Annotated in this window: 21 protein-coding genes; 13 read left to right on the top strand and 8 right to left on the bottom strand. The window is 39.4% G+C overall.

Going from position 1 to position 21,983, the window contains the following annotated elements; translation table 11 throughout:
• Positions 1 to 444 precede the first annotated feature (444 nt).
• From I6E70_RS03075 to I6E70_RS03060, 4 genes are read left to right on the top strand one after another with little or no spacing between them, the layout of a single operon-like run.
• Positions 445 to 1,449, top strand: coding sequence for a Fe(3+) ABC transporter substrate-binding protein (locus I6E70_RS03075; protein ID WP_024590632.1), 1,005 nt, complete (start codon positions 445 to 447; stop codon positions 1,447 to 1,449).
• Positions 1,449 to 3,080 (top strand): ABC transporter permease, encoded by a 1,632-nt coding sequence (locus I6E70_RS03070; RefSeq protein ID WP_197188006.1) that lies wholly within the window; start codon positions 1,449 to 1,451, stop codon positions 3,078 to 3,080. Before I6E70_RS03075 ends, I6E70_RS03070 begins: the two co-directional genes overlap by 1 nt.
• A complete protein-coding gene (locus tag I6E70_RS03065; protein ID WP_197188005.1) occupies positions 3,081 to 4,130 on the top strand; it encodes an ABC transporter ATP-binding protein in 1,050 nt (349 codons plus the stop codon).
• A 48-nt stretch (positions 4,131 to 4,178) separates the two neighbouring features.
• Positions 4,179 to 5,078 carry a Dyp-type peroxidase gene (locus tag I6E70_RS03060; protein WP_197188004.1) on the top strand — a complete coding sequence of 300 codons (900 nt, stop codon included), beginning with the start codon at positions 4,179 to 4,181 and terminating at the stop codon, positions 5,076 to 5,078.
• A gap of 7 nt (positions 5,079 to 5,085) precedes the next feature.
• Here the strand turns inward: I6E70_RS03060 and argR are convergent, their stop codons facing one another.
• Positions 5,086 to 5,553: a transcriptional regulator ArgR gene (argR, locus tag I6E70_RS03055; protein ID WP_002957753.1), complete on the bottom strand. Its 468-nt coding sequence runs from the start codon at positions 5,551 to 5,553 to the stop codon at positions 5,086 to 5,088.
• 225 nt (positions 5,554 to 5,778) lie between these two features.
• Between argR and mdh the strand changes: the two genes are divergently transcribed.
• Positions 5,779 to 6,711 carry a malate dehydrogenase gene (mdh, locus tag I6E70_RS03050; protein ID WP_007586102.1) on the top strand — a complete coding sequence of 311 codons (933 nt, stop codon included), beginning with the start codon at positions 5,779 to 5,781 and terminating at the stop codon, positions 6,709 to 6,711.
• A gap of 86 nt (positions 6,712 to 6,797) precedes the next feature.
• On the opposite strand, the gene ispB is transcribed toward mdh, so the two are convergent.
• Positions 6,798 to 7,769 carry an octaprenyl diphosphate synthase gene (gene ispB / locus I6E70_RS03045; protein WP_007586099.1) on the bottom strand — a complete coding sequence of 324 codons (972 nt, stop codon included), beginning with the start codon at positions 7,767 to 7,769 and terminating at the stop codon, positions 6,798 to 6,800.
• A gap of 422 nt (positions 7,770 to 8,191) precedes the next feature.
• On the opposite strand from ispB, the gene rplU reads away from it, so the two are divergent.
• The 7 genes from rplU to I6E70_RS03010 all read left to right on the top strand — a co-directional run bounded on the left by rplU (position 8,192) and on the right by I6E70_RS03010 (position 12,940).
• A complete protein-coding gene (gene rplU, locus I6E70_RS03040; protein WP_002957748.1) occupies positions 8,192 to 8,503 on the top strand; it encodes a 50S ribosomal protein L21 in 312 nt (103 codons plus the stop codon).
• 16 nt (positions 8,504 to 8,519) lie between these two features.
• Positions 8,520 to 8,777, top strand: a complete 258-nt coding sequence (gene rpmA, locus I6E70_RS03035) for a 50S ribosomal protein L27 (RefSeq protein WP_002957747.1) — start codon at positions 8,520 to 8,522, stop codon at positions 8,775 to 8,777.
• Positions 8,778 to 8,917: 140 nt separating this feature from the next.
• A complete protein-coding gene (gene cgtA, locus I6E70_RS03030; protein WP_007586086.1) occupies positions 8,918 to 10,075 on the top strand; it encodes an Obg family GTPase CgtA in 1,158 nt (385 codons plus the stop codon).
• A 73-nt stretch (positions 10,076 to 10,148) separates the two neighbouring features.
• On the top strand, positions 10,149 to 10,640 hold the full coding sequence (gene folA, locus I6E70_RS03025) for a type 3 dihydrofolate reductase (protein WP_024593608.1): 492 nt from the start codon (positions 10,149 to 10,151) through the stop codon (positions 10,638 to 10,640).
• 78 nt (positions 10,641 to 10,718) lie between these two features.
• Complete coding sequence (locus I6E70_RS03020; protein ID WP_007586082.1) at positions 10,719 to 11,096, top strand: DUF3718 domain-containing protein; 378 nt, start codon at positions 10,719 to 10,721, stop codon at positions 11,094 to 11,096.
• Between the two features lie 297 nt (positions 11,097 to 11,393).
• The gene (gene galU / locus I6E70_RS03015; RefSeq protein ID WP_007586080.1) at positions 11,394 to 12,278 is read left to right on the top strand and encodes a UTP--glucose-1-phosphate uridylyltransferase GalU; all 885 of its coding nucleotides are present in this window, start codon (positions 11,394 to 11,396) and stop codon (positions 12,276 to 12,278) included.
• A gap of 188 nt (positions 12,279 to 12,466) precedes the next feature.
• Positions 12,467 to 12,940, top strand: a complete 474-nt coding sequence (locus I6E70_RS03010; protein WP_197188003.1) for a peroxiredoxin — start codon at positions 12,467 to 12,469, stop codon at positions 12,938 to 12,940.
• 104 nt (positions 12,941 to 13,044) lie between these two features.
• Here I6E70_RS03010 and I6E70_RS03005 read toward each other — a convergent pair whose 3' ends face one another.
• Positions 13,045 to 15,171, bottom strand: coding sequence for a S8 family peptidase (locus tag I6E70_RS03005; RefSeq protein ID WP_197188002.1), 2,127 nt, complete (start codon positions 15,169 to 15,171; stop codon positions 13,045 to 13,047).
• A gap of 328 nt (positions 15,172 to 15,499) precedes the next feature.
• On the opposite strand from I6E70_RS03005, the gene I6E70_RS03000 reads away from it, so the two are divergent.
• A complete protein-coding gene (locus I6E70_RS03000) occupies positions 15,500 to 16,684 on the top strand; it encodes an NAD(P)/FAD-dependent oxidoreductase (protein WP_197188001.1) in 1,185 nt (394 codons plus the stop codon).
• Between the two features lie 197 nt (positions 16,685 to 16,881).
• On the opposite strand, the gene I6E70_RS02995 is transcribed toward I6E70_RS03000, so the two are convergent.
• The 5 genes from I6E70_RS02995 to I6E70_RS02975 all read right to left on the bottom strand — a co-directional run bounded on the left by I6E70_RS02995 (position 16,882) and on the right by I6E70_RS02975 (position 21,889).
• Positions 16,882 to 17,961, bottom strand: coding sequence for a DUF4238 domain-containing protein (locus tag I6E70_RS02995; RefSeq protein WP_197188000.1), 1,080 nt, complete (start codon positions 17,959 to 17,961; stop codon positions 16,882 to 16,884).
• 45 nt (positions 17,962 to 18,006) lie between these two features.
• A complete protein-coding gene (locus tag I6E70_RS02990) occupies positions 18,007 to 18,288 on the bottom strand; it encodes a hypothetical protein (protein WP_133120271.1) in 282 nt (93 codons plus the stop codon).
• A gap of 109 nt (positions 18,289 to 18,397) precedes the next feature.
• Positions 18,398 to 19,597 carry an AGE family epimerase/isomerase gene (locus tag I6E70_RS02985; RefSeq protein ID WP_197187999.1) on the bottom strand — a complete coding sequence of 400 codons (1,200 nt, stop codon included), beginning with the start codon at positions 19,595 to 19,597 and terminating at the stop codon, positions 18,398 to 18,400.
• Positions 19,594 to 20,571 carry a carbohydrate kinase family protein gene (locus I6E70_RS02980; protein WP_197187998.1) on the bottom strand — a complete coding sequence of 326 codons (978 nt, stop codon included), beginning with the start codon at positions 20,569 to 20,571 and terminating at the stop codon, positions 19,594 to 19,596. The genes I6E70_RS02985 and I6E70_RS02980 overlap by 4 nt, the downstream gene beginning before the upstream one ends.
• Positions 20,572 to 20,587: 16 nt before the next feature.
• A complete protein-coding gene (locus tag I6E70_RS02975) occupies positions 20,588 to 21,889 on the bottom strand; it encodes an MGH1-like glycoside hydrolase domain-containing protein (protein WP_197187997.1) in 1,302 nt (433 codons plus the stop codon).
• Positions 21,890 to 21,983: the final 94 nt, after the last annotated feature.

The raw sequence follows: 21,983 nt of genomic DNA, 5'->3' as shown, positions 1-21,983 counted from the left end.
TTTCGCATCTTCCTGACGCTGTCCTTTTTACAACATTGCGTTGTGATACTCATCCTGAGCCTGTCCTAAAATCCGTGTTGTCCTGGTAACCTAATCATTGGTTGGTTGAGTAAGCAGTCCATTTCCTTTTACTCAATAAGCGTCATTGCTTGGTTGATGCGTAAATTATAGGTCAATAGAGCAACTAAAATAGGGATAAAACTACATTCAATTAGTATTTATGCAATAGTAACAATGTAAAAGTTCAATAAATACAGGTTGTTAGGTTGTTTTTGTGTGTTTTTTATCTTGATTTTTACTCATTAGCTGTCACATCCGTGAGACATCTCTTACACTGCATTTCCTTTTTGGGCGTTATTTACATATTTACATTTATTTAAAGTGTGCACTTTTTGAATGAGCGCGGTAGAATTCGATGATAATAAAAATTATTTAGGTGAAATAATGAAGACAGTATTTACACTTGTTTTAGGATTAGCAGCATCGGCACCAGCCTTTGCAAGTGACGTTGTTAATATATATTCTTTTCGTCAGCCGTTTTTGATTCAGCCAATTTTAGAAGATTTTACAAAACAAACGGGAATAAAAACCAATGTTGTTTTTGCTAAAAAAGGGTTAATTGAGCGTGTTAAACGTGAAGGTAAACATAGTAAAGCCGATTTAGTATTAACCTCTAATTTTAGTGCGCTTATTCAATTAGAAGATTTAAAATTAACACAAACTATAAAAAGTGACAGTGTAAATAATAACGTGCCTGCAGCTTTTCGTGACGGTGATGGCCAATGGGTCGCGCTTACTAAGCGAGTGCGTAATGTGTATTCATCAAAAGAGCGAATTGGTGCGTTACCTAAGCTCACTTATGAAGATTTAGCAGATCCTAAATACAAAGGACAAATTTGTACGCGTTCTGGCAAGCATCCATATAACTTAGGTTTAGTGGCTTCTATGATTGCACACCATGGTGAAGCGCAAACCAAAGAGTGGCTTGAAGGTGTTAAGGCTAATTTAGCACGTAAACCTCAAGGTAACGATCGTGCTCAAGTTAAAGCCGTTAAAGAAGGTTTATGTAACTTGGCATTAGGTAATAGTTACTACCTTGGTAAAATGCTAGAAGATAAAGAACAAAAAGGTTGGGCTGAAGCCGTAAATATTAACTTTCCGAATCAAACTAATCGTGGCTCACACATAAATGTATCGGGTGCGGTTATTACCAAATATGCTAAAAACCCTGAAAATGCATTAAAGCTCATAGAATATATGACCGACAGCAAAGCACAAAACATGTATGCCTCATTAAATATGGAGTATCCAGTTAAGTCGGGTGTTGAACTATCAAGTTTGGTTGCCTCTTGGGGTAGCTTTAAAGAAGACAGCTTGCCACTTGATGAGATTAGTAAATATCGTCCGTTAGCACTTAAGCTAATTGATGAGGTGAAGTTCGATCTTTAATGACTAATAAATTTAAGCTGTCTAAATGGCAGCTCTTTGCATGGTCAACTGGCTTAATACTATCGGCCCCGTTGTTTTTTCTTCTTTTTGAATCTCTACAAGGTAGCTCTGAGGTGTTTTCTCACCTGTGGGATACTGTGCTTTGGGATTACATAACCAATACCGTATTGCTTGTTTTAGGTGTTTGTGTCCTTAGCTGCGCCATAGCTTTGCCACTTGGGTGGCTAACCGCTTACTGTAGTTTCCCGGGTAAAAAACAGTTTGAATGGGCACTTATGCTGCCCCTTGCTATGCCCACCTATATTATTGCCTATGTATACACTGATTTATTAGATTATGCGGGCCCGGTGCAAATAGCATTGAGAAAATGGTTTGGCTGGCAATCGCCTAATGACTATTGGTTTTTTGATATACGTACATTACCCGGCGCCATCGTTATGATTGCCTTGGTGCTTTATCCGTATTTATTTTTGATTTTTAAAACGGCTCTTCGCGAGCAGTCGTTCAAATTAGTACAAGCTAGCCAGTTAATGGGGTTATCCCCTTGGCAAAGTTTCTTTAAAGTAAGCTTAGTGCTCTCTCGTGGGGCTATTGTGGCGGCTCTTGCGCTTATAAGTATGGAAACCATGGCTGACTTTGCAACAGTGAGTTATTTTGCCGTAAGTACATTAACAACCGCCGTATACGATACGTGGTTTGGTTATTACTCACTTACAGCGGCAGCTAAAATATCGGGTGTGATGTTATTACTGTTATTTTTAGCATTAATGGCGGAGCGCTTTAGTCGTCGTAACCAAGCGGTATTTGAGCGCCAATCAAGTGTAAATAGTGAATCTCTCTATGTATTAAAAGGAAAGTCAGCTTGGCTCGCAACGGCATTTTGCAGCTTTATTTTATTTATCGCGTTTGTAATCCCTATTGCAGTACTTATAAATTACGCCATTACCTACTTTGATAAAGCATGGAATGTAGAGTTTTTTAGTTACGCTTGGCAAAGTTTAAAAGTGGCAGGGGTTGTGAGCCTAATAACGATTACGTTGAGTGTTTTTGTGGTGTTTTATCAGCGTGTGGCAAAGCAAGCGTATCCGCTTATTCCTGGGCGTTTAGCAAGCACAGGCTATGCATTACCTGGTACAGTACTCGCTATTGCGGTTTTGTTACCCCTTACGTTATTAGAGAACACCATTAACACAGCGCTCGAGCCGTATAATTTAGATATTGGCTTGCTGCTTACAGGTAGCATTCTTACTATTATTATTGCTTATATTGTTCGATTTTACGCCATTGCACACGGAGCAATTGAGTCGAGTTTTTTACGTATTAGCCCATCACTTGATATGGCAAGCCAATCAATGGGTAAAAGCCAAGGGCAAACGCTGCGTTTAGTGCATCTACCTTTACTGCGAAGAGGATTGCTTACTGCAGCCTTATTGGTATTTATTGAGTGTATGAAAGAACTGCCGGCTGCGCTATTGCTCAGGCCATTTAATTTTGAAAGCTTAGCTACTCATGTATTTCAGTATGTGAGTGACGAGCAATTAGAGCTTGCTTCAATATCGGCATTATTTATTGTTATTGTTGGGTTTATTCCTTTGTATTTTATTAATCGTTCTATGGAGCAGCGTAGTTAAATGAGTAGTTTAATTTTACAAGGAGTGAGCTATCACTATAACGGCACAAAGGTTATTCACGATTTAGATTTAACGGTGGGTAAAGATGAAATTGTTTGCCTACTCGGAGCGAGTGGGTGCGGCAAAACGACCACGTTAAAAGCGATTGCAGGTTTAATTGAAGCTAAGCAAGGGGCTATTTTTATAGACGGTAAATTAGTGAGTGATGAGCAATCGTTTGTCTCGCCTGAGCACCGTAACATCGGCATGATGTTCCAAGACTATGCGTTGTTTCCGCATTTAACGGTAGCAAATAATATTGCATTTGGGCTTAGTAAAATGAGTAAAGCTCAAAAGCAGCAACGCGTTGATGAAATGCTTAAGCTGGTACATTTAATTGGCTGTGCCGACAGGTTCCCGCATCAGTTATCGGGTGGTCAACAGCAACGCGTAGCTATTGCTCGTGCATTAGCTTATAAGCCTAGTTTATTGCTACTTGATGAGCCCTTTTCAAATATCGACACACAAGTACGCTTTGAATTAATTGCCGATATACGTCGAATTATTAAGGCAACTCAAGTGTCTGCTGTGTTTGTTACACACTCAAAAGAGGAGGCGTTTGCGTTTTCAGATACACTTGCCATTATGCATCGCGGTAAAATTGAGCAACAAGGCACGCCTGAGCAGCTTTTTGCAGCTCCATGTTCAAAGGAGGTTGCAGAGTTTCTGGGTCAAGGCATATACTTGAGTGCAGAAGTATTAACAGCAACTGAATACAAAACACCATTTGGTTTAGTCGAGTCCTATGTTGAGAGTAAGCAAAACGTAAGCGTAGGGCTTATATATGTGCGCCCTCATCAAATAGAATTAGTGGCAGATAACCAAAGTGACAAACTCAGCAAGCGAGCTACAATCATAAGTCGTCGCTTTATTGGTTCGGCGTATGTTTATTCACTTGTTATTGATGAACAAGAAATTGAAGTTGCTGCACAATATGGCCAGTCATTTGAAAATAATGAGCAGGTTATAATAAAAATAAAACCTCACACGGTGAATTTTTTCGAATCGTAATTAATTTGTTATTCGCTGTGTTTTTATCTGTAAAACTAAGGAATAACAATGGCGCAAGCGCAATCAGGGATTTGTGCTGAAGCAAACTTACACGGTTTGCACTTATTTTTTAATGTGTTTGATGGTCAAGATGAATCACTTCGCGCAAAGTTAAAACAAGTAAGCGCTATTGAAGAAGAATTTAGCGATCAGTTCTCAGAATCAATGCTCTCTTGTATGGTTGCTATTGGTGCGCAATATTGGCCGCATATCCTCCCTGAATACATCCCAAGCGAACTACAGAGCTTTCCTAATATAAACCATAGCGATCATCAAATGAGCGTACAACCGTGCGATTTATTTGTGCAAATTCGCTCTGACCGTGAAGACGTTAACCATTTATTTGCGCTGCAAATTTTAAAATTATTTGCCCCCGATGTTGAGCTGGTGGAGCAAATTCGTAATTTTCGCTTTTTAGATGGTCGTGATTTTAATGGTTTTATTTATGGTGGCGATACAGCTCATGGAAGAAAAAAGCGCGCTACGGCTTTAATTAGTAACCCTGGCAATTTTGAAGATCAGGGGAGTTATATTCATGTACAGCGTTATAAGCATGACTTAACTATGTGGCAGCACTTATCATTGAGCGAGCAAGAGCAAATAATGGGACGTACGCGCCTTGATAACACGCTAATTACCCCAGCGATCGAAACCAGCCATGCTTCACGTAGCGAGCTAAAAGACGAGGACGGACAACCGCTATTATTAAATCAGAGCATGCCTTATGGCGATGTGTATGAGCAGGGAATGTTATCAATTACATGCGCTTGTAAGGGCACCGCATTTGAAAAAGTACTTAATAGTCGTTTAGGAGAAGGGGATTGCTACGACCACTGGCTTGATTTTACTCAAGCCGATATGGGTTCTGCTTTCTTTGCGCCTTCAGTCGGGTTTTTAAAACAAATTTAGTTTGCTATTAAACCGTATCAAATAAAATGCGAACACGTTCAAGTGTTACATCTATTTCAGATATTTTAGCAGGAGCGATAAAAATAGTATCGTCGCCTGCAATTGTTCCTAGTACGCCATCTGCTTTACCTAATGAATCTAATAAACGAGCAATAAGCTGAGCGGCGCCTGGACTGGTACGAATAATGATCATCATTTCGTTGTGCATAATATCGATTACCAATTGGCGTAATGGGCTTTTAGCCGTAGGTACGCCCATTTCAGCTGGTAAGCAGTAAACCATTTCTTGTTTGGCGTTACGTGTGCGTACAGCACCAAATTTACTTAGCATGCGCGATACTTTACTTTGGCTTATATTGTCAAAGCCTTGATCTTTTAATGCATCAACTATTTCGCCTTGAGAGCCAAAGTTTTCTTCTTTTAATAGTGATTTAAATGCTTTTACCAGTGCTTCTTGTTTATCTTGTGGTTGCATAGCCTTTATTCGTTTTTGTTATTTATGCCGCAAATTCTACACAAAAATGAATAATTATGCAGCAGTTGTTTAGTTAACTTGCCAGTTTGATGCGTTAAATCACAAAAGTTTACGACTATGGTCGAAAATATACTTGAAATAGACAGGATAAATTTGTTTTTAGTCGCTAATTTCATTATCTTAAGAGCCACAAATGTTTCCTACCTCAAATTACGGAGAATTCCAATGAAAGTTGCTGTATTAGGTGCTGCAGGCGGTATCGGCCAAGCGTTGTCTTTATTATTAAAAACAGGCTTACCAGCTGGCTCTGAATTATCACTTTATGATGTTGCACCAGTAGTACCAGGTGTTGCGGTTGACCTTTCTCACATCCCAACAGATGTTAAAGTAGCAGGCTTTGGCGCAGACGAATTAAACAAAGCGCTTGAAGGCTCTGACATCGTTCTTATCCCAGCGGGTATGCCACGTAAACCAGGTATGGATCGTGCTGATTTATTTAATGTAAATGCTGGTATCATCAAAACTTTAGCAGAAGGCATTGTTGCCAGCTGTCCTAAAGCGTTAGTAGGTATTATTACTAACCCAGTAAATGGCACAGTTCCAATCGTTGCTGAAGTATTCAAAAAAGCAGGTACTTACGACGCTAAACGTGTATTCGGTATTACTACGCTTGACGTTATTCGTTCAGAAGCATTTGTTGCTGAACTTAAAGGCGTAGACGTAGCAACTGTTAAAGTACCAGTAATTGGTGGTCACTCAGGCACAACTATTCTTCCTCTACTTTCTCAAGTTGAAGGTGTTTCTTTCACTGATGAAGAAGTTGCTGCACTTACTCCACGTATCCAAAATGCGGGTACTGAAGTTGTAAATGCTAAAGCAGGCGGTGGTTCAGCTACGCTATCTATGGGTGCTGCTGCAGCTCGTTTTTGTATGTCTTTAGTTAAAGGCCTACAAGGTGAAGAAGTTGTAGATTACGCTTACGTTGCTGTTGAAAATGGCGATGCAGAGTACTTTGCACATCCAGTACGTTTAGGTAAAAACGGCGTAGAAGAAATTCTTTCTTACGGCGAACTAAGCGCATTTGAAACAAAAGCAAAAAATGACATGCTTGAAACACTGAAAAAAGACATCAAAGAAGGTGTTGATTTCATGGCGTAATAGCCAAAGTAGAATAACAAAAAAGCCTGCATTTGCAGGCTTTTTTATTGCTCAGAATTAATTTCACACTGTGTAACTAGTTAAAACTAGTGGTCGCGGTCAACCGCAATACGAGCAAGGCTTATGAGTGCTTGCTTATAGTCAGACTCAGCTAAAAAGTCTAAACACGCAATAGCTTTGTCAGCTTCAAGCTCTGCTTTTTGCATTGTAAATTCAAGCGCATTAGTTTGCTTTAGTGCCGATAGAATGTCTTCTAAATGCTCCATACCATTACTGTGCTCTATCGCATCACGAATAAGCTGCGTTTGCTGCTCACTACCATGTTGCATAGCATAAATAAGTGGAAGCGTTGGTTTGCCTTCAGCTAAATCATCACCAATGTTTTTACCCAACTGCTCAGCATCTGCATTGTAATCGAGTACATCATCTACTAGCTGAAACGCAGTACCTAAATGCATACCATATAGGTTTAGTGCATCGAGAGTAGTTTGGTCTTGCTCAGTAATAATGGCAGCAAGCCCTGTCGCTGCTTCAAACAACTTAGCTGTTTTAGAGTAAATAACCTGCATATAACTGGCTTCGGTTGTATCTGGGTCGTTGCAGTTCATTAACTGCAATACTTCACCTTCAGCAATAATGTTTGTTGCATCGGCAAGTACTTGCATAACCTGCATTTTTCCAAGGCCAACCATAAGCTGAAATGAACGAGTGTAAATAAAGTCACCAACCAATACGCTAGCAGCATTACCAAATTCAGCATTTGCTGTAGGTGTGCCACGTCGTAAGTTTGATTCATCTACAACATCATCATGCAATAGCGTTGCTGTATGAATAAACTCAACAATTGTTGCAAGTGTTATGTGATCTTTACCCTGATAACCGAGCGCTTTGGCTGCTAAAATCGCCAGCATTGGACGAACGCGTTTGCCGCCACTGCTAACTATATATAAACCAAGCTGATTAACTAACGCCACATCTGAGCGCATTTGCGCATGTATAAGTTGATTGACGTCATTCATATCGCTTTCGATTAACGCCTGGATAGCTTTTATATCCATTGATCTCCGAGCCAATTTTTATGTGTGAACGGCGCAGATTGTACAACAAAAAATGCACTAGCTCGATATTTTGTGACGATTGATTGAAAAAACACTATTAAAGTACTTAATTTAGACTGAATTAGCCAAGATAACTGATTAATTGATAATCAATATACAGTTTGTGGTGTGCTTAGATATTAAGCTGTGAGGGTCATATTTGAGTACATTAATTTATTTCGACTAAGAGTTAAAAAGCGCTTGGCAAAAGGGCTAATTAATATAAAATGGGGTAAATATTGAATTGCTCTCAAAGCAGCTACTTTTTATTCATTTTAATTACAAAATAGGCTTGCTAGTTATTTCGCGTTAGCGTAAACTTCGCGCCCTATCGAAGAATATTTTAGTTGCGCCGATTTGAGGGTGCACAGACGGAGTTAATTATGTACGCGGTTTTCCAAAGTGGTGGTAAACAGCATCGTGTGACTGAAGGTCAAACGATTCGTCTTGAAAAATTAGACGTTGAAACTGGTGCGGCAGTAGAATTTGATTCAGTACTTTTAGTTGCTGATGGTGAGAAAATCGAGATCGGTGTACCGTTCGTAAACGGTGGCAAGATAACAGCTGAGGTTGTTTCACATGGTCGCGGTGAGAAGATTAAGGTTGTTAAATTTAGACGCCGTAAGCATTCTCGTAAGCAAATGGGCCATCGTCAATGGTTCACTGAAGTTAAAATCACTAGCATTAGCGCTTAATTAGAGGTACTTAGAAATGGCACATAAAAAAGCAGCTGGTAGTACTCGTAACGGTCGCGATTCAGAAAGCAAACGCCTAGGTGTTAAGCGTTTTGGTGGCGAATCAGTTCTAGCGGGTAGCATCATTGTTCGTCAGCGTGGAACTCGTTTCCACCCTGGTACTAACGTAGGTATCGGTAAAGACCACACTATCTTCGCAAAAGCAGATGGTAAAGTTCAGTTTGAACAAAAAGGTCCTTTAAACCGTAAATACGTAACTATCGTAACTGAGTAATCAGTAAGGTAGTTAAAAACCCCGCCTTTGCGGGGTTTTTTGTTTTGTAGTCAGTCAAAATATATACCCAAGCCTGCATTTGTGTTGGCTTGGGTATATAATAGAGTTATTAAACAAGCCAATCCCTAAAGTGAGTAATCATGAAGTTTGTAGATGAAGTAGAAATTCGCGCAGAAGCTGGAGACGGTGGCAGCGGCATCGTGTCTTTCCGTCGTGAAAAATATGTTCCAGATGGTGGACCAGACGGCGGTGACGGTGGAGACGGTGGTAGTGTTTATCTACAAGCTGATGAAAACTTAAATACCCTAATTGATTATCAGTTTGAGCGCTTTCATAGAGCTGAACGTGGTACTAACGGTCGTAGCCGTAACTGTACAGGCCGAAAAGCCGATGACTTATTTGTTATGGTGCCTGTAGGCACGCGCATCATGGATGTTGATACCCAAGAGGGACTTGGTGACTTAACTCAAGATGGTCAACGAATTTTGGTTGCAAAAGGTGGTTTCCACGGCTTGGGGAATGCACGTTTTAAATCAAGTACTAACCGAGCACCTCGTCAAAAAACATTGGGCACACCCGGTGAAGTACGTAACTTAAAGTTAGAGTTACTATTATTAGCTGATGTAGGCTTACTAGGATTACCAAATGCAGGTAAATCTACGTTTATCCGCAGTGTATCTGCAGCAAGACCAAAAGTAGCTGATTACCCATTCACGACGCTTATTCCTAATTTAGGTGTGGTACGTCCTGAAGCAAATAAATCATTTGTTATAGCCGATATTCCGGGTCTAATTGAAGGTGCATCTGATGGTGCAGGCCTAGGTATTCGCTTCTTGAAGCATTTAGAGCGTTGTCGTGTGTTATTGCACATTATTGATGTAATGCCGGTAGATGGTTCAAACCCTGTTGATAATGCATTCTCGATTATTAACGAGCTACACCAATACAGTCCTAAATTAGCTGAAAAACCACGCTGGTTAGTGTTTAATAAAATAGATTTATTACCAGAAGATGAAGCAAAAGCGCTATGCGAAGCGATTGCAGAAGAGCTGGGCGAAACTGAAAATATTTATCACATTTCAGCAATTAATAAACTTAATACTCAACCTTTAATCCACAACATAATGACACTACTTGATAGCATGCCTAAAGAGAAGTTTGTACAAGTTGAAGATGAAGAAGTTGAATTCAAGTGGGATACCTATCATGAAAAAGCCACTAAAGGTAAAGGCAATGATGATGATTGGGACGACTGGGATGAAGATGATTACGACGTAGAAGTTGTCTACGAGCGTTAATTAAATAGAATTTATTAAAAAGGAGCTTATGCTCCTTTTTCTTTGTTTAAGAATAAAGTACTAGGTGTTTATTATGATAATTTCAATGATTGCAGCAATGGCAAATAACCGTGTAATTGGCCTAGATAATAAAATGCCATGGCATTTACCTGCGGATCTTCAGCATTTTAAAAAAGTAACTACGGGTAAACCTGTGATCATGGGTCGTAAAACTTTTGAGTCAATAGGCCGTCCTTTACCTGGGCGTCGTAATATTATTATTACTCGAAACAGCGAATATACTGCACAGGGTATTGAAGTGGTAACTACACCAGAGGCCGCATTAGAACTAGTTTGTGCTGTTGAAGAAGTAATGATTATTGGTGGCGGTAATATTTATGAGCAATTTTTACCAAAAGCAGAACGCTTGTATTTAACCTTTATTGATTTAGATATTAAAGGCGATACACAGTTTCCTGATTACAATAAAGTTGCTAATTGGGACGTGAAAGAAGAGCAAGAAAACCTCCCTGATGAAAAAAACAAATCTAGTTATAAATTCGTAACTTTGTATAAAGAACATTAACATTATTGCGTAATTTTTGATAGATTGATATAATATTTGATAGTCTATATAAGAACAAAGTATTATAAAGGGTTTGTCATGTTTAAATTACCAAAGCTAGTTGCACTTACTGCTGTTGTCGCTGTAAGTTCTTTTTCGTATACAGCACCTGCAAATGCTGAAGATCAATTAGCAGTATCTATTTGTGAATATATTGCGGCAGACGATAAAAACCGATTACGCAGCAAGCTTAAAAGCTCTCGTGTAAAAATTCGTAATATTTATGATGCAGTACAATGTAATGGTAATAACTTATTACGCCATGCTGTTGCTAGTAATGCAGTGGATACTGGTGAGTATATAGTTAAAAACTTATCAAAAAGTGCGTTAACAGATGGTGCTGATATTGCTTGGGCTGAAGGCAACTTTGCTAGCTCACCACTTATTGCAGTGATTAAAGATCGCGCTGGTCTTTAATTATAAAAAGGTTTTATAACTCTACCTTCAGTAAGGTATTGTTAAATATTGATTAGTCTGAAGTTGTTATTAATAACAACTTCAGACTTTTTTATTTAGCTAATGTAATCTCACCCCCCCCCCAACAAAATCATTAATAAGTTCACTATTTACCTATCTATTTTATATTCCCAAAGTGTAGAGTCTTCACTTTAAAAGCAGCTTCAAATTTACTCCTTCAAAAGAAGTAACTTTATTCAGCTGGTATCTATTTTGTATCTGCTAGTTTATTTACAAACTTAATCACTAAGGATAGATATGAAAGCTGTAATTCCAGTAGCAGGCTTAGGGACGAGAATGCTCCCTATGACAAAAGCTATTCCAAAAGAAATGCTCCCTATAGTTGATAAACCTCTAATTCAATATATTGTCAGCGAATGTGTATCTGCCGGTATTAAAGATATTGTATTAGTTACACACAGCTCTAAAAATGCAATCGAAAACCATTTTGATACAAGTTACGAGCTAGAAGCTACTCTTGAAAAACGTGTTAAACGTGCTTTATTAGATGAGATTCGCTCTATTTGTCCGCCTGATGTCACCATTATGAGTGTACGCCAAGGTGAAGCTAAAGGGCTAGGGCATGCTATTTTGTGTGCTAAGCCAATAGTTGGTGACGATAACTTTGTAGTGCTCCTGCCAGATGTGATACTTGATGCTTATACAGCGGACCAAAAAACTGAAAACTTAGCGGCCATGATTAAACGCTTTAAAGAAACTCAAGCAAGTCAAATAATGCTTGAGCCAGTAGCTAAAGAAGACGTTAGTAAATATGGTATTGCTGATATAAACGGTGTTGAGTTAATGCCAGGTAAAAGTGCTGCAATTAAAGCAATGGTTGAAAAACCTGATGCAGATTTAGCACCTTCAAATCTTGCTGTTGTAGGGCGATATGTACTGAGTAAGAATATTTGGCCTCTACTCGCAAAAACGTCTGTAGGTGCTGGCGGTGAAATACAACTTACAGATTCTATTGACGCATTAATGGCACAAGAAACCGTTGAAGCATTCCATATGAGTGGTCGCTCTCACGATTGCGGAGATAAGTTAGGCTATTTAAAAGCAATTGTAGAGTACAGCATGCGGGATAAAAAGTTAGGTAATGACTTTTCTCGCTTTATAAATGATTTGAATTTACCTTAACTACAGAGCAATAAATTTTATGAAAACTATAGAAGCTAAAATAGTTTTCATAAAATGTAGTGAACTCGGTCTATAAACCTCTGCTAGACTACTCTGGGTTACTAAGTTAGTTACACTTTACCTACACTGTAATAGGTTACGTAGTATGATTGTTACTTATTCTGTATTGATCTTTTAAAGGAACCACCATGATTGAGCAAGGCCAAGAATTACCATCGGTTACGTTAACGCAATTAACTGACGACGGTATGCAATCTCTTACAAATAAAGAGTTGTTTGAAGGTAAAAAAGTCGTGTTATTTGCAGTGCCAGGTGCATTTACACCAACGTGTTCAAATGCACATCTACCTGAATTTATTACTCTTGCTGATAAAATTAATGCAAAAGGTGTTGATGCTATTTACTGTGTATCTGTTAATGACGCATTTGTTATGAAAGCATGGGGCGACTCGCAAAACGCGCAAGAAATTACCATGCTTGCCGATGGCGATGGAAGTTTCACTAAATCGTTAGGGCTTGATAAAGATACCGCTAGTTTTGGTGGTTTACGTTCAACGCGTTACGCTATGATTGTTGAAAATGCAGTAGTAACTGGTTTATTTGTAGAGCAAGACAAAGAGTTTGTTGTAAGCCGCGCAGAATCAGTACTAGAGAAGCTATAACAGTAATAAAGTGTAGGTTCTAGCTTTAATTAATCAGCTACTTACTATTTAAAAACCGATGTTGGAAACAACATCGGTTTTTTATTTACGGCTCAAACTTTAAGTTACGGTTGGTATTGTCCGCTAAGTGTTAAACCAGAGAAAGTGCTATAAGCGTTAACACTCAAGTGCCAAGTACCTGCTTGTGGATTGGTAAATGTACATGTTTCTGCGTTGCCATTTTTATAAGGGCGACAATCGTACGTAGTGGTTGTTGGTTGGCTGCCATATTTTACAAATAAGTCTGCATCGCCACTTCCACCCGACGTTGTTACTGTAAACGTACTCATTCCTGCAGGTACATCTAACGTGTAATGTTTCCACTGACCAGTATTGGCTGTCACATCGCTTATAGTGCCGCCGCCAGCTTGTGGAGTGCCTGTACCGCCACCAGACGATGAACCACCAGTAATATTACCTACCAAGCTCACAGCTGAATACGCAGAGTAGCCGTTAAGCATTACGTGGTAAGTGCCTGCTGTAGGGTTATCAATAGAGCACTCTTCGCTATTACCGCCTTTATAAGGGCGACAGTCATAGGTAGTAGTTGTAGGTTTACTGCCCGCACGTACGTATAAATCAGCATCACCAGTACCACCACTCATAGTGAATGTTACGTTAGTTGCACCGCTTGGTACTGTCATCATGTAAAATGCTTGTGCATTTGCAGCCCCACTTAAACCTGTTTTAGCTTCACCATTAATAAGCTCGCTATCACCGCCTGTAGGCGGAGTGGTGCCGCCACTTGCTGCTGCAACAGCTGCGGCTGCATCAACAATACCCGTACCACAGCTAGTACATGTCGCAGGGAACGAACGGGTTGTTGATTTTAAAATACTTTCTATTTCGTCAGGCGTTGCATCTGGTTTTGCTTGCTTAATAAGTGCCGCAACACCTGCTACGTGAGGCGCAGCCATTGATGTACCTTGCGAATAACCGTAACTGTCGCTTGAAGGTGTAGACGAACCTGAGTTATAAGTTGATAGAACACCTTCTGAGTCGTTTGCAAAGCTTTGCGCGCCACCCGGTGCTGCAACATCAATATTGCTACCGTAGTTTGAGTAATAAGCTCGACCGCCATTACGACCTACTGATGCTACGTTTACTACACCATTACAGTTACCTGGATTGTAGTTTGCTGAGTTATCGTTATCGTTACCTGCAGCAATAACTACCACAGTGCCGTTACTACGCGCGGTGTTAATTGCATTTTGAGTTGTCGAGCTACATGAACCGCTGCCGCCTAAACTCATATTTATTACATCTGCAGGGTTTGAGTTAGCAGGAATGCCTGAAACACTTCCGCCAGATGCCCAAATAATACCATCTGCAATATCAGAGGTTAAACCACCACACTTACCTAGTACACGAACAGGCACTACTTTTGCGTTATAAGCTACGCCTGCAACACCTTCACCGTTATTGGTTACCGCAGCAACTGTGCCGGCTACGTGCGTGCCGTGCCAGCTAGAGTTTTGTGCACCGTTAGTGCCACATTCATTCGCAGCAACTGCATCACCAGGATCACGTGCATCGCTATCGCGACCACCGCCATCGTTAGCTACCGATAGGTTAGAGATCATATCGTAACCCGGTAAAATGTTAGCATTTAAATCGGCATGTGGGCGGTAACCCGTATCTAGTACAGCTACAACTACACCGCTACCCGTTGCGGTATCCCATGCAGTAGGTAAGTTTAAACCACCGGCTTGCTCGTAGTAATGCCATTGGTCATCAAAGCGTGGATCGTTAGGAGTTGAAAACGGCTTTAACATTTGATCCACTTCAATGTATTCAACATTGCCTGAATCAACCATTTCTTGCATAAACTCTTGGGCCTCTGCCGCACTTAATTTTTTATCAGCACGCATTACGTGGTGGTTATTAAGTGCCATTGCACGAATATATTTTGCTTTTACTTTGCCTTTTTTAGAAGCGAAGTTTTTAACAAAGCTTTGTGCGCGCTTTTTCATGCTAGACGGGCTTGCGTCAGCAGTTGAAAAGCTCGCCATTTCGTTATTATTTTTATATTTAATAATGAACTGAGTTTCGAAACTGCCTTGGCTTTGTAGTTTAGCCGATGTTTCAGCCATTGAACTTGAAACTGATTGAGCCATGCCAGATGTTGCTGCAAAAAGCGTACTAACTGTAATTGCAATTGCGCATCTTTTAAAAGTTTTACTAGTTGTCATAATTATCCCTAGATTTTTATTTATTATTTCGTGATATAAGATCACGATGCGGGAACAAAAGTAAACGATATGTTAACTAGGTTAAAATATCAATTTATTAGGTACCTCTTTCATTTAGTTATAACCCAGGTTTTTAGCGGTTTACTCGTTGTTTAGTATTTGTCATATAAATTAAAAATAAGCATAAAGGGTTGTTTTATTGTGAGGGTAATTATTCCCTACTTATTACTGATGCGTTTTTGTTGTGTTATTGCTAATAATTCAAATGCTGCGTTGTTAGCTATTAAACTTTGCTATAATCGAGCAAATTTTTTAATGAGATAAATAAATGACCCAAGTAGATGTAATTGTAATAGGTGCGGGAGCAGCAGGATTAATGTGTGCAGCGCAAGCTGGATACCGTGGCCGAAGCGTTACAGTACTTGATATGGGGAAAAAACCAGGTCGTAAAATTTTAATAAGTGGTGGTGGGCGTTGCAATTTTACAAATGAAAATGCAACCCCGGATAACTACTTATGCACAAACTCTCATTTTGTTAAATCATGCTTAAGCCGTTATACACAGCATGACTTTATTGAGCTGGTGGACAGACATGGCTTGGCGTATCACCATAAAACACTAGGCCAGCTTTTTTGCGATAACAATGCACAAGACATTGTTGATATTTTACTAACCGAATGTGAGTGGGCCGGAGTAAATATAAAGCTACGCAGTGAAGTGATCAGCGTATCAAAAACCGAAACCGGCTATAGCGTTACCACAGAGCAAGAAACCTTAAGCTGTGAGTCGTTAGTTATAGCATCAGGTGGCTTAACCATGCCAAAACTAGGGGCTACACCAATAGGCTATAAAATTGCAGAGCAGTATGGCTTAAGCGTGTTACCAACCATGGCAGCACTTGTACCATTTACTTTGCATCAGCACGATAAAGAGCGTTTTGAAGGGCTCTCGGGAATTAGTATCCCTTGTGAAGTTTCAAGCGAAGACGGCACCGTATTTAAAGAAAATATCCTCTTTACTCACCGAGGGTTATCGGGCCCTGCAATATTGCAAATAAGCTCATTTTGGCGAGCAGGGCAGGCTGTAACTATAAACCTATTACCTGAAATTAATTTAAGGCAACAACTTGCTGATTGGCGAGAAACGCAAGCCCAAAAGTCGTTAAAAAACAGCCTTTCGACTATTTTACCTAAACGCTTTATAGAAATACTGCATGAAAGCAAAGCGATACCAGATTGTAATATTAATCAGCTTACACATGCCCAAATAGATGAGTTAGTAAATTACATTCATGCGTGGCAAATTAAACCCAATGGCACAGAAGGTTATAGAACAGCAGAAGTAACATTGGGCGGTGTAGATACCGACGAGTTGAGCTCAAAAACCTTTGAAGCTAAAAAAGCTAAAGGCCTATACTTTATAGGCGAAGTAACTGACGTAACGGGCTGGCTTGGGGGCTACAATTTCCAGTATGCTTGGAGCTGTGGATTTGCTTGTGGGCAGTACGCTTAGGTTGTGTAGAGACAATAAAGTTTGTAACCCTGGGGTGATCGCTTCACCCCTTAACCTTGGTAAAAAATATTATTTAAAATATGATTAAAAGTTAACCACTTGAATTTAATGTATTTTATTCCTTAAAAATAAAGTCATAATTTAAGTCATAAAAGCAATAAAATAGCGATTGAAAAACAAGCAAATAAGTCATATTTTTATTCTTTTTTTGACCTCATTTCTTTAATGAATTGTTCATGTTTAGCTAATTCTTCAGGTATTCGATCATAACAGGTTATATCCTGACTTTTTTTCTTGTTTTTAACTTTGCAAAATGACAACCATCTATCAAAAATATAAGATTTACGCCAGAGGGTGATTTTACTTTTAGCTTCCCTTCCAATAATTGTGGGAGCTATGGCTTTTACTGTATTACTATAAATGCTATTCGCTGGAAACTTATCGCTCATTTTTTTAACATAGTTTGAGTCATCTGTAGACCTAAAAACAATAAATGAGCCTCGACTCCTAAATTGAAGTTCATTTAGCAGATGTATATCTGGTAAGTTTTCAATTATGGTACAGGAACTATTTTTAGCTCCCATTTTATAGATCTTACTATCATATAAACATAAGGTAATAGTGCTTGATATTGGTAAGAAAACTTGCAATCCACATTTAGACAAACCACTGATATCTATTGAGTGTAAGTTACGAAGATACCAGTTGTAATGAACCACAGGATGATCTGATATCACAAACTCAGTGGCTGTTTCATTAATTAGTATGTGCCACTCTAAATCTAAGAGAAGAGGTACTTTGAGCGTAGCTTCCAGTGTTTGCAGTTGAAGAAAATATTTTGGGTTATCAAAAGAAACTTTTATACCGTCTAGAGCTTCTTTATCAAAACCATTTAATTGACCTAATTGATTTATTAATTCATTAAAATAATTGTCAATATTATCTAGCGAGGAAGAATATGCATTTGGTGTACGGCTTAATTGAACTAAAATAAACCGAAGAAGGTCTACTCGCCCTTCAAAATCCAATTGTCCATCAACTTCCCTTGTAATTATTTTTAAAGCCTGAGCGCCTGGCCCTTCAATATAATCACGCAAAAAATTTTCGATCGTGTTGTCTTTATCATAGAAGTTATTCTCGAATAGTTCAGCTCCAACATTAGATGGCCGTAACTTATTCCTAGTTGAATCGAATATATTAATAGCACCATCGTTATAGCTAAAGTTTTTAAGTAAACACCAGGGTACGAAGTGCTGCTTCCTTGTTATCTTTTTCATTTATATTTTCCCTACAATGTAGCGGCAATTATTAATAACCTCTAGCTATTTAATGCTAACGATCTTAGGTTTTGATTCTCGTAATAATCTAATTCTATCTTCTATATCTAGAAAATTCATCATCGCAGTTAACAGCATTGTTTGCTCTGCATATGCTTCATCTAGCCTTTGATTAGCAACATCTAACTCATGTCGGTATTTATCTTTTAGCCTTTTTTCTTTTGATTTATCTTCTTTAATTCTCTCCAAGTCAGTGCTAACAGAGCGTTTACGAGCCTTACCAGTTTTTTTAGCCTGAGTTTGTTTCTCTGATGAGATTGCATCCAAAACCTCAAGATACAAGTGGTACAGTGATTTTGGCCACCCATTAAGAAAAAAACCGCCAAACTGGCGGTTAAAAGGTCTACACAATACTGTAAAAGTTATAACTACATAGTTACTTTAATAGTTCGAGCACATCAAAACAGGCACCCATTGTATGGTAATCAGTTTTACCTATTGGGCTTTTCATCGTGTCTATTTTTTTATTGTCAGCGGTTAAAATTCTAAACCAAGCGCCGTATTTATGATCGACTAAATGCTGCCACGAATACTGCCAAATTTTGTCATACCATTGCTGATATTTTTCATCCCCTGTTGCTTGATAAAGATACGCGGCACAACACAGAGTTTCGGCTTGAACCCAAAAGTATTTATCGTCATCGCAAATAGTTTTATCAGGAGCAAAGCCGTAGCAAATACCGCCGTACTTTTTATCCCACGCTACATTTATCGAGTTATCAAATAAGGCTTGAGCGCGTTCAATAAGCCATTTTTGTGGCTTATGCTTATTTAAAAACATAAGCAGTTTTGACCACTCTGTTTGATGGCCAGGTTGAAAGCCCCACGGACGAAATAAATTTTTAGGATCGTCTTTGTTGTACTCTAAATCGACCTGCCAATTTATATCGTAATGCTCCCAAATTAGCCCACCCATTAAATTAGCTTGGCGATTAACCATGTTGTCGGCAAGTGTGAGCGCACGGTTTAAAAATATTTCGTCTTTTGTGGCTTCATAGGCGGCAATAAGTGCTTCGCAGGTGTGCATGTTGGCGTTTTGGCCGCGGTATGAATCACACTTTGTGAAGTCGCTGTTGTGCTGATCTTTATATAAACCGGCTTTTGCATCCCAAAAATGTGTTTCCATTGTTTGAAATGTATCGTTTAGGTATTCGCGCGCCTCTGTAACGCCCACACGGTATGCCCAGCTGTACGCTAAAATAACAAATGCAAAGCCATAGCAATGATTGGTGTTATCAAGCACGGTAGCTTGACCGTTTTGAACTTTTAATAACCAGTTGTAGCCACCTGTTTGCTCAACAAGGTGATGCTTACGAATAAACTCAATCCCCGATTTAACACGATTAAGATACTTTTCGTCATTAAAGATTTGATACGCGCGTGCATAGTTAAATACAAAACGAGTAGAGCTTACTAAGTGGCGCGTGTGTTTATCAAATACCTCACCGTTATCAGAAAAGTTTTGGTAAAAACCACCGTGTTCATCGTCAATATTTGGCTCATAAAACGCTAACGTGTCGCTAATGTGCTGTGTTAAAAATTCACGGCTTTTAAAGTTATCAGGTGTGCTTTTCATAGTTCGCTCCTAAAATCGTGTAGAGACTTTTGGTTAGGTAGGGAGTTAAATGCCCCTTTGTAAGATGCGGCATGGGCACCACATAACGAAGCAAATTCAAAAATAGTTGTTAGTGTTTCGGGCGTATTGCAAAGCTCGCTAAAAGAGCTGGGTGTCAGGTTGTGTAAGCCTAGTTGATACAGCAATCCACCTACAAACGCATCTCCTGCAGCGGTGGCATCAACCATAGTAACCTTTTTAGGGTGAAGCGTTTGCTTGGCATTTTTTGTATACCAATGCATAGGGTTGCCTGCATCGGTAACTACAAATAGCTCACAACCGTTATTAAGTGTTTGGGCAATAAACTCATCGCTCGATTGCTCACCCGCTAAGTATTCAAGCTCTTCTTTTGAGGCTTTAATAATTGAGCAGTCTTTTAATAACGGTAAAATATGCTCGCGAGGGTTGGCATCGCTTGGCCATAAATTGAGGCGCAAGTTAATATCAAAGCTCACAATTGAGTTATTTTGTTTTGCAAATTTAACACCGTAAGCGGTGGTGTTTCTGATGTTTTTGTCGGTTAATGTGTTTGAGCAAATATGAAAAATATCGCATTGCTCAAACCATTCGCTACTAAAGTCATCGTTACTAAAGTGCAAATCGGCGGTGTTATCACGGTAAAACTCAAACGTGCGATCGCCATCGTTATCGAGTGATACAAACGCGAGGGCGGTTTTGGCTTGGTTGGTAAAACGCATAAAGTCGGTTTTTACACCTTGCTCTTTTAATGCATTATGTAAAAAGTCGCCAAAGCTATCAGTGCTTAGCATTCCTGCAAAGTAGGCATTACCGCCTAGCTTTGCAATGGCAACGCTTACGTTTGCAGGCGCACCGCCTGCAAACTTTGTAAACGCTTCGTGTTCGTTGCTGTTTTGGCTCAATTTATTTGAAAGTAAATCAACCAGTACTTCACCAAAGCATATTGTGTGTTTCATGATCTTGCCTTAGTTGTTAGTCAAGTAGCCAATGTAATGCTATTGCAGCCGTCCACGAGAAATCTTTACCACCACAGCCTGCACCTGTTTCTGGGTTAAAATATTCGTAGTAGCCTGACTTAACAACTAGGTTGCGCGTATCATCTTGAATTTTGTCAGCCGTTGTTGCAAAGCCGGCTTCTTTAAGGCCTATGGCTATCATCCAGTTGATGTGTAGCCAAATAGGGCCGCGCCAGTAGCGTTGTGGCTCGTATTTTTCTTCTTTAGGGTGAGTAGATGCCACACTAAATTGGCTCGACTCAATAAAATCTTCGGTGGCTGTATTAATTATTTTAGTTTGCTCATCGCTTGTTAAACCTGCATATACAGTTAATAGTGCAGCTGATGTTTTAACTTTAGCCAAGCTGTTAGTTAATACATCTCTGCAATAAAAGTACTGGCTTTGTTCACACCATAAAGTGTTTATGGCTTGCTCTGTTATTTGTAAGCGCTGTGCTAAGTAATCAGTGCGAGCATCGTTTAAGCCAAGTTGTTCACCCATTTTGAGTAAATCTTTGGTTGCACGGTGTAAAATAGCAATAATACCTAGGTCATTCATTTTGTACGGGCTGGTTTCGTAAATTACTTTGCTGTCAAAGTTGTTACGTTTAAAAAAGTCTACAAGGTATAAAAAGCAGTCGTACTCACTTTTATGTGGGCGCTGAGAAGAATCTACATGACTTGTATCACGGCGCGTATATTCCCAATCCACACATGGCACAGCATGAAGAGCGTCATCCCACGATGGGCTGTTATCCATGCCCGATTCCCACGGGTGGTAGGTCACAACTAAACCTGTTTTTTCAGGATCTCGGTCGTTGTACCACCATAAATGATAATCAACTACTTGTGAAAATAACGCTTTAACTTTTTGTTCTGCAAGTGCTTTATCTTTAGCGCTGGCAAGCATTTCTTTCATTACGGTGGCAACTACTGGCGGCTGTGAAATAGACGTACTTTTAATTTTTTTATCTGATCCCCATACGTCAGGGCCAGGAAAATAAGTATCAGAATCTTTATGAAACAAGATGTGCGGCACCATGCCATCATCCCATTGGCCTGAAAATAACACATCAATTTCTTGCCATGCGCGGCTTTCGTCTGATTTCATCCAGCCTAGCGCTGTAATGGCTGAATCCCAGTTCCACTGAAACGGGTATAGGCCATGTGTTGGTACTGTATAGCCACCTAAGTCGTTTGCTATAAGTGTTTTAGTAGCAAGGTCTGCAAGCGATGAAGCCGTTGCTGAGTCAATTTTACCGCTGTTTATAGTAGTCATATTGGGTGCTCTTTGTGTGTTATTTCCGATTTGGATAATATTAAAGCACTCATTATGGGTTGTAAATGTTTTTTTTCTGTGCTTAAATCCTGTT

Origin of the sequence: Pseudoalteromonas sp. NGC95 (genome assembly GCF_015864705.1) — a bacterium.
Classification (GTDB): Bacteria; Pseudomonadota; Gammaproteobacteria; order Enterobacterales; family Alteromonadaceae; genus Pseudoalteromonas; species Pseudoalteromonas arctica.
Note: the sequence above shows the minus strand (reverse complement) of the source record. Positions and strands in the feature narration are given on the sequence as shown.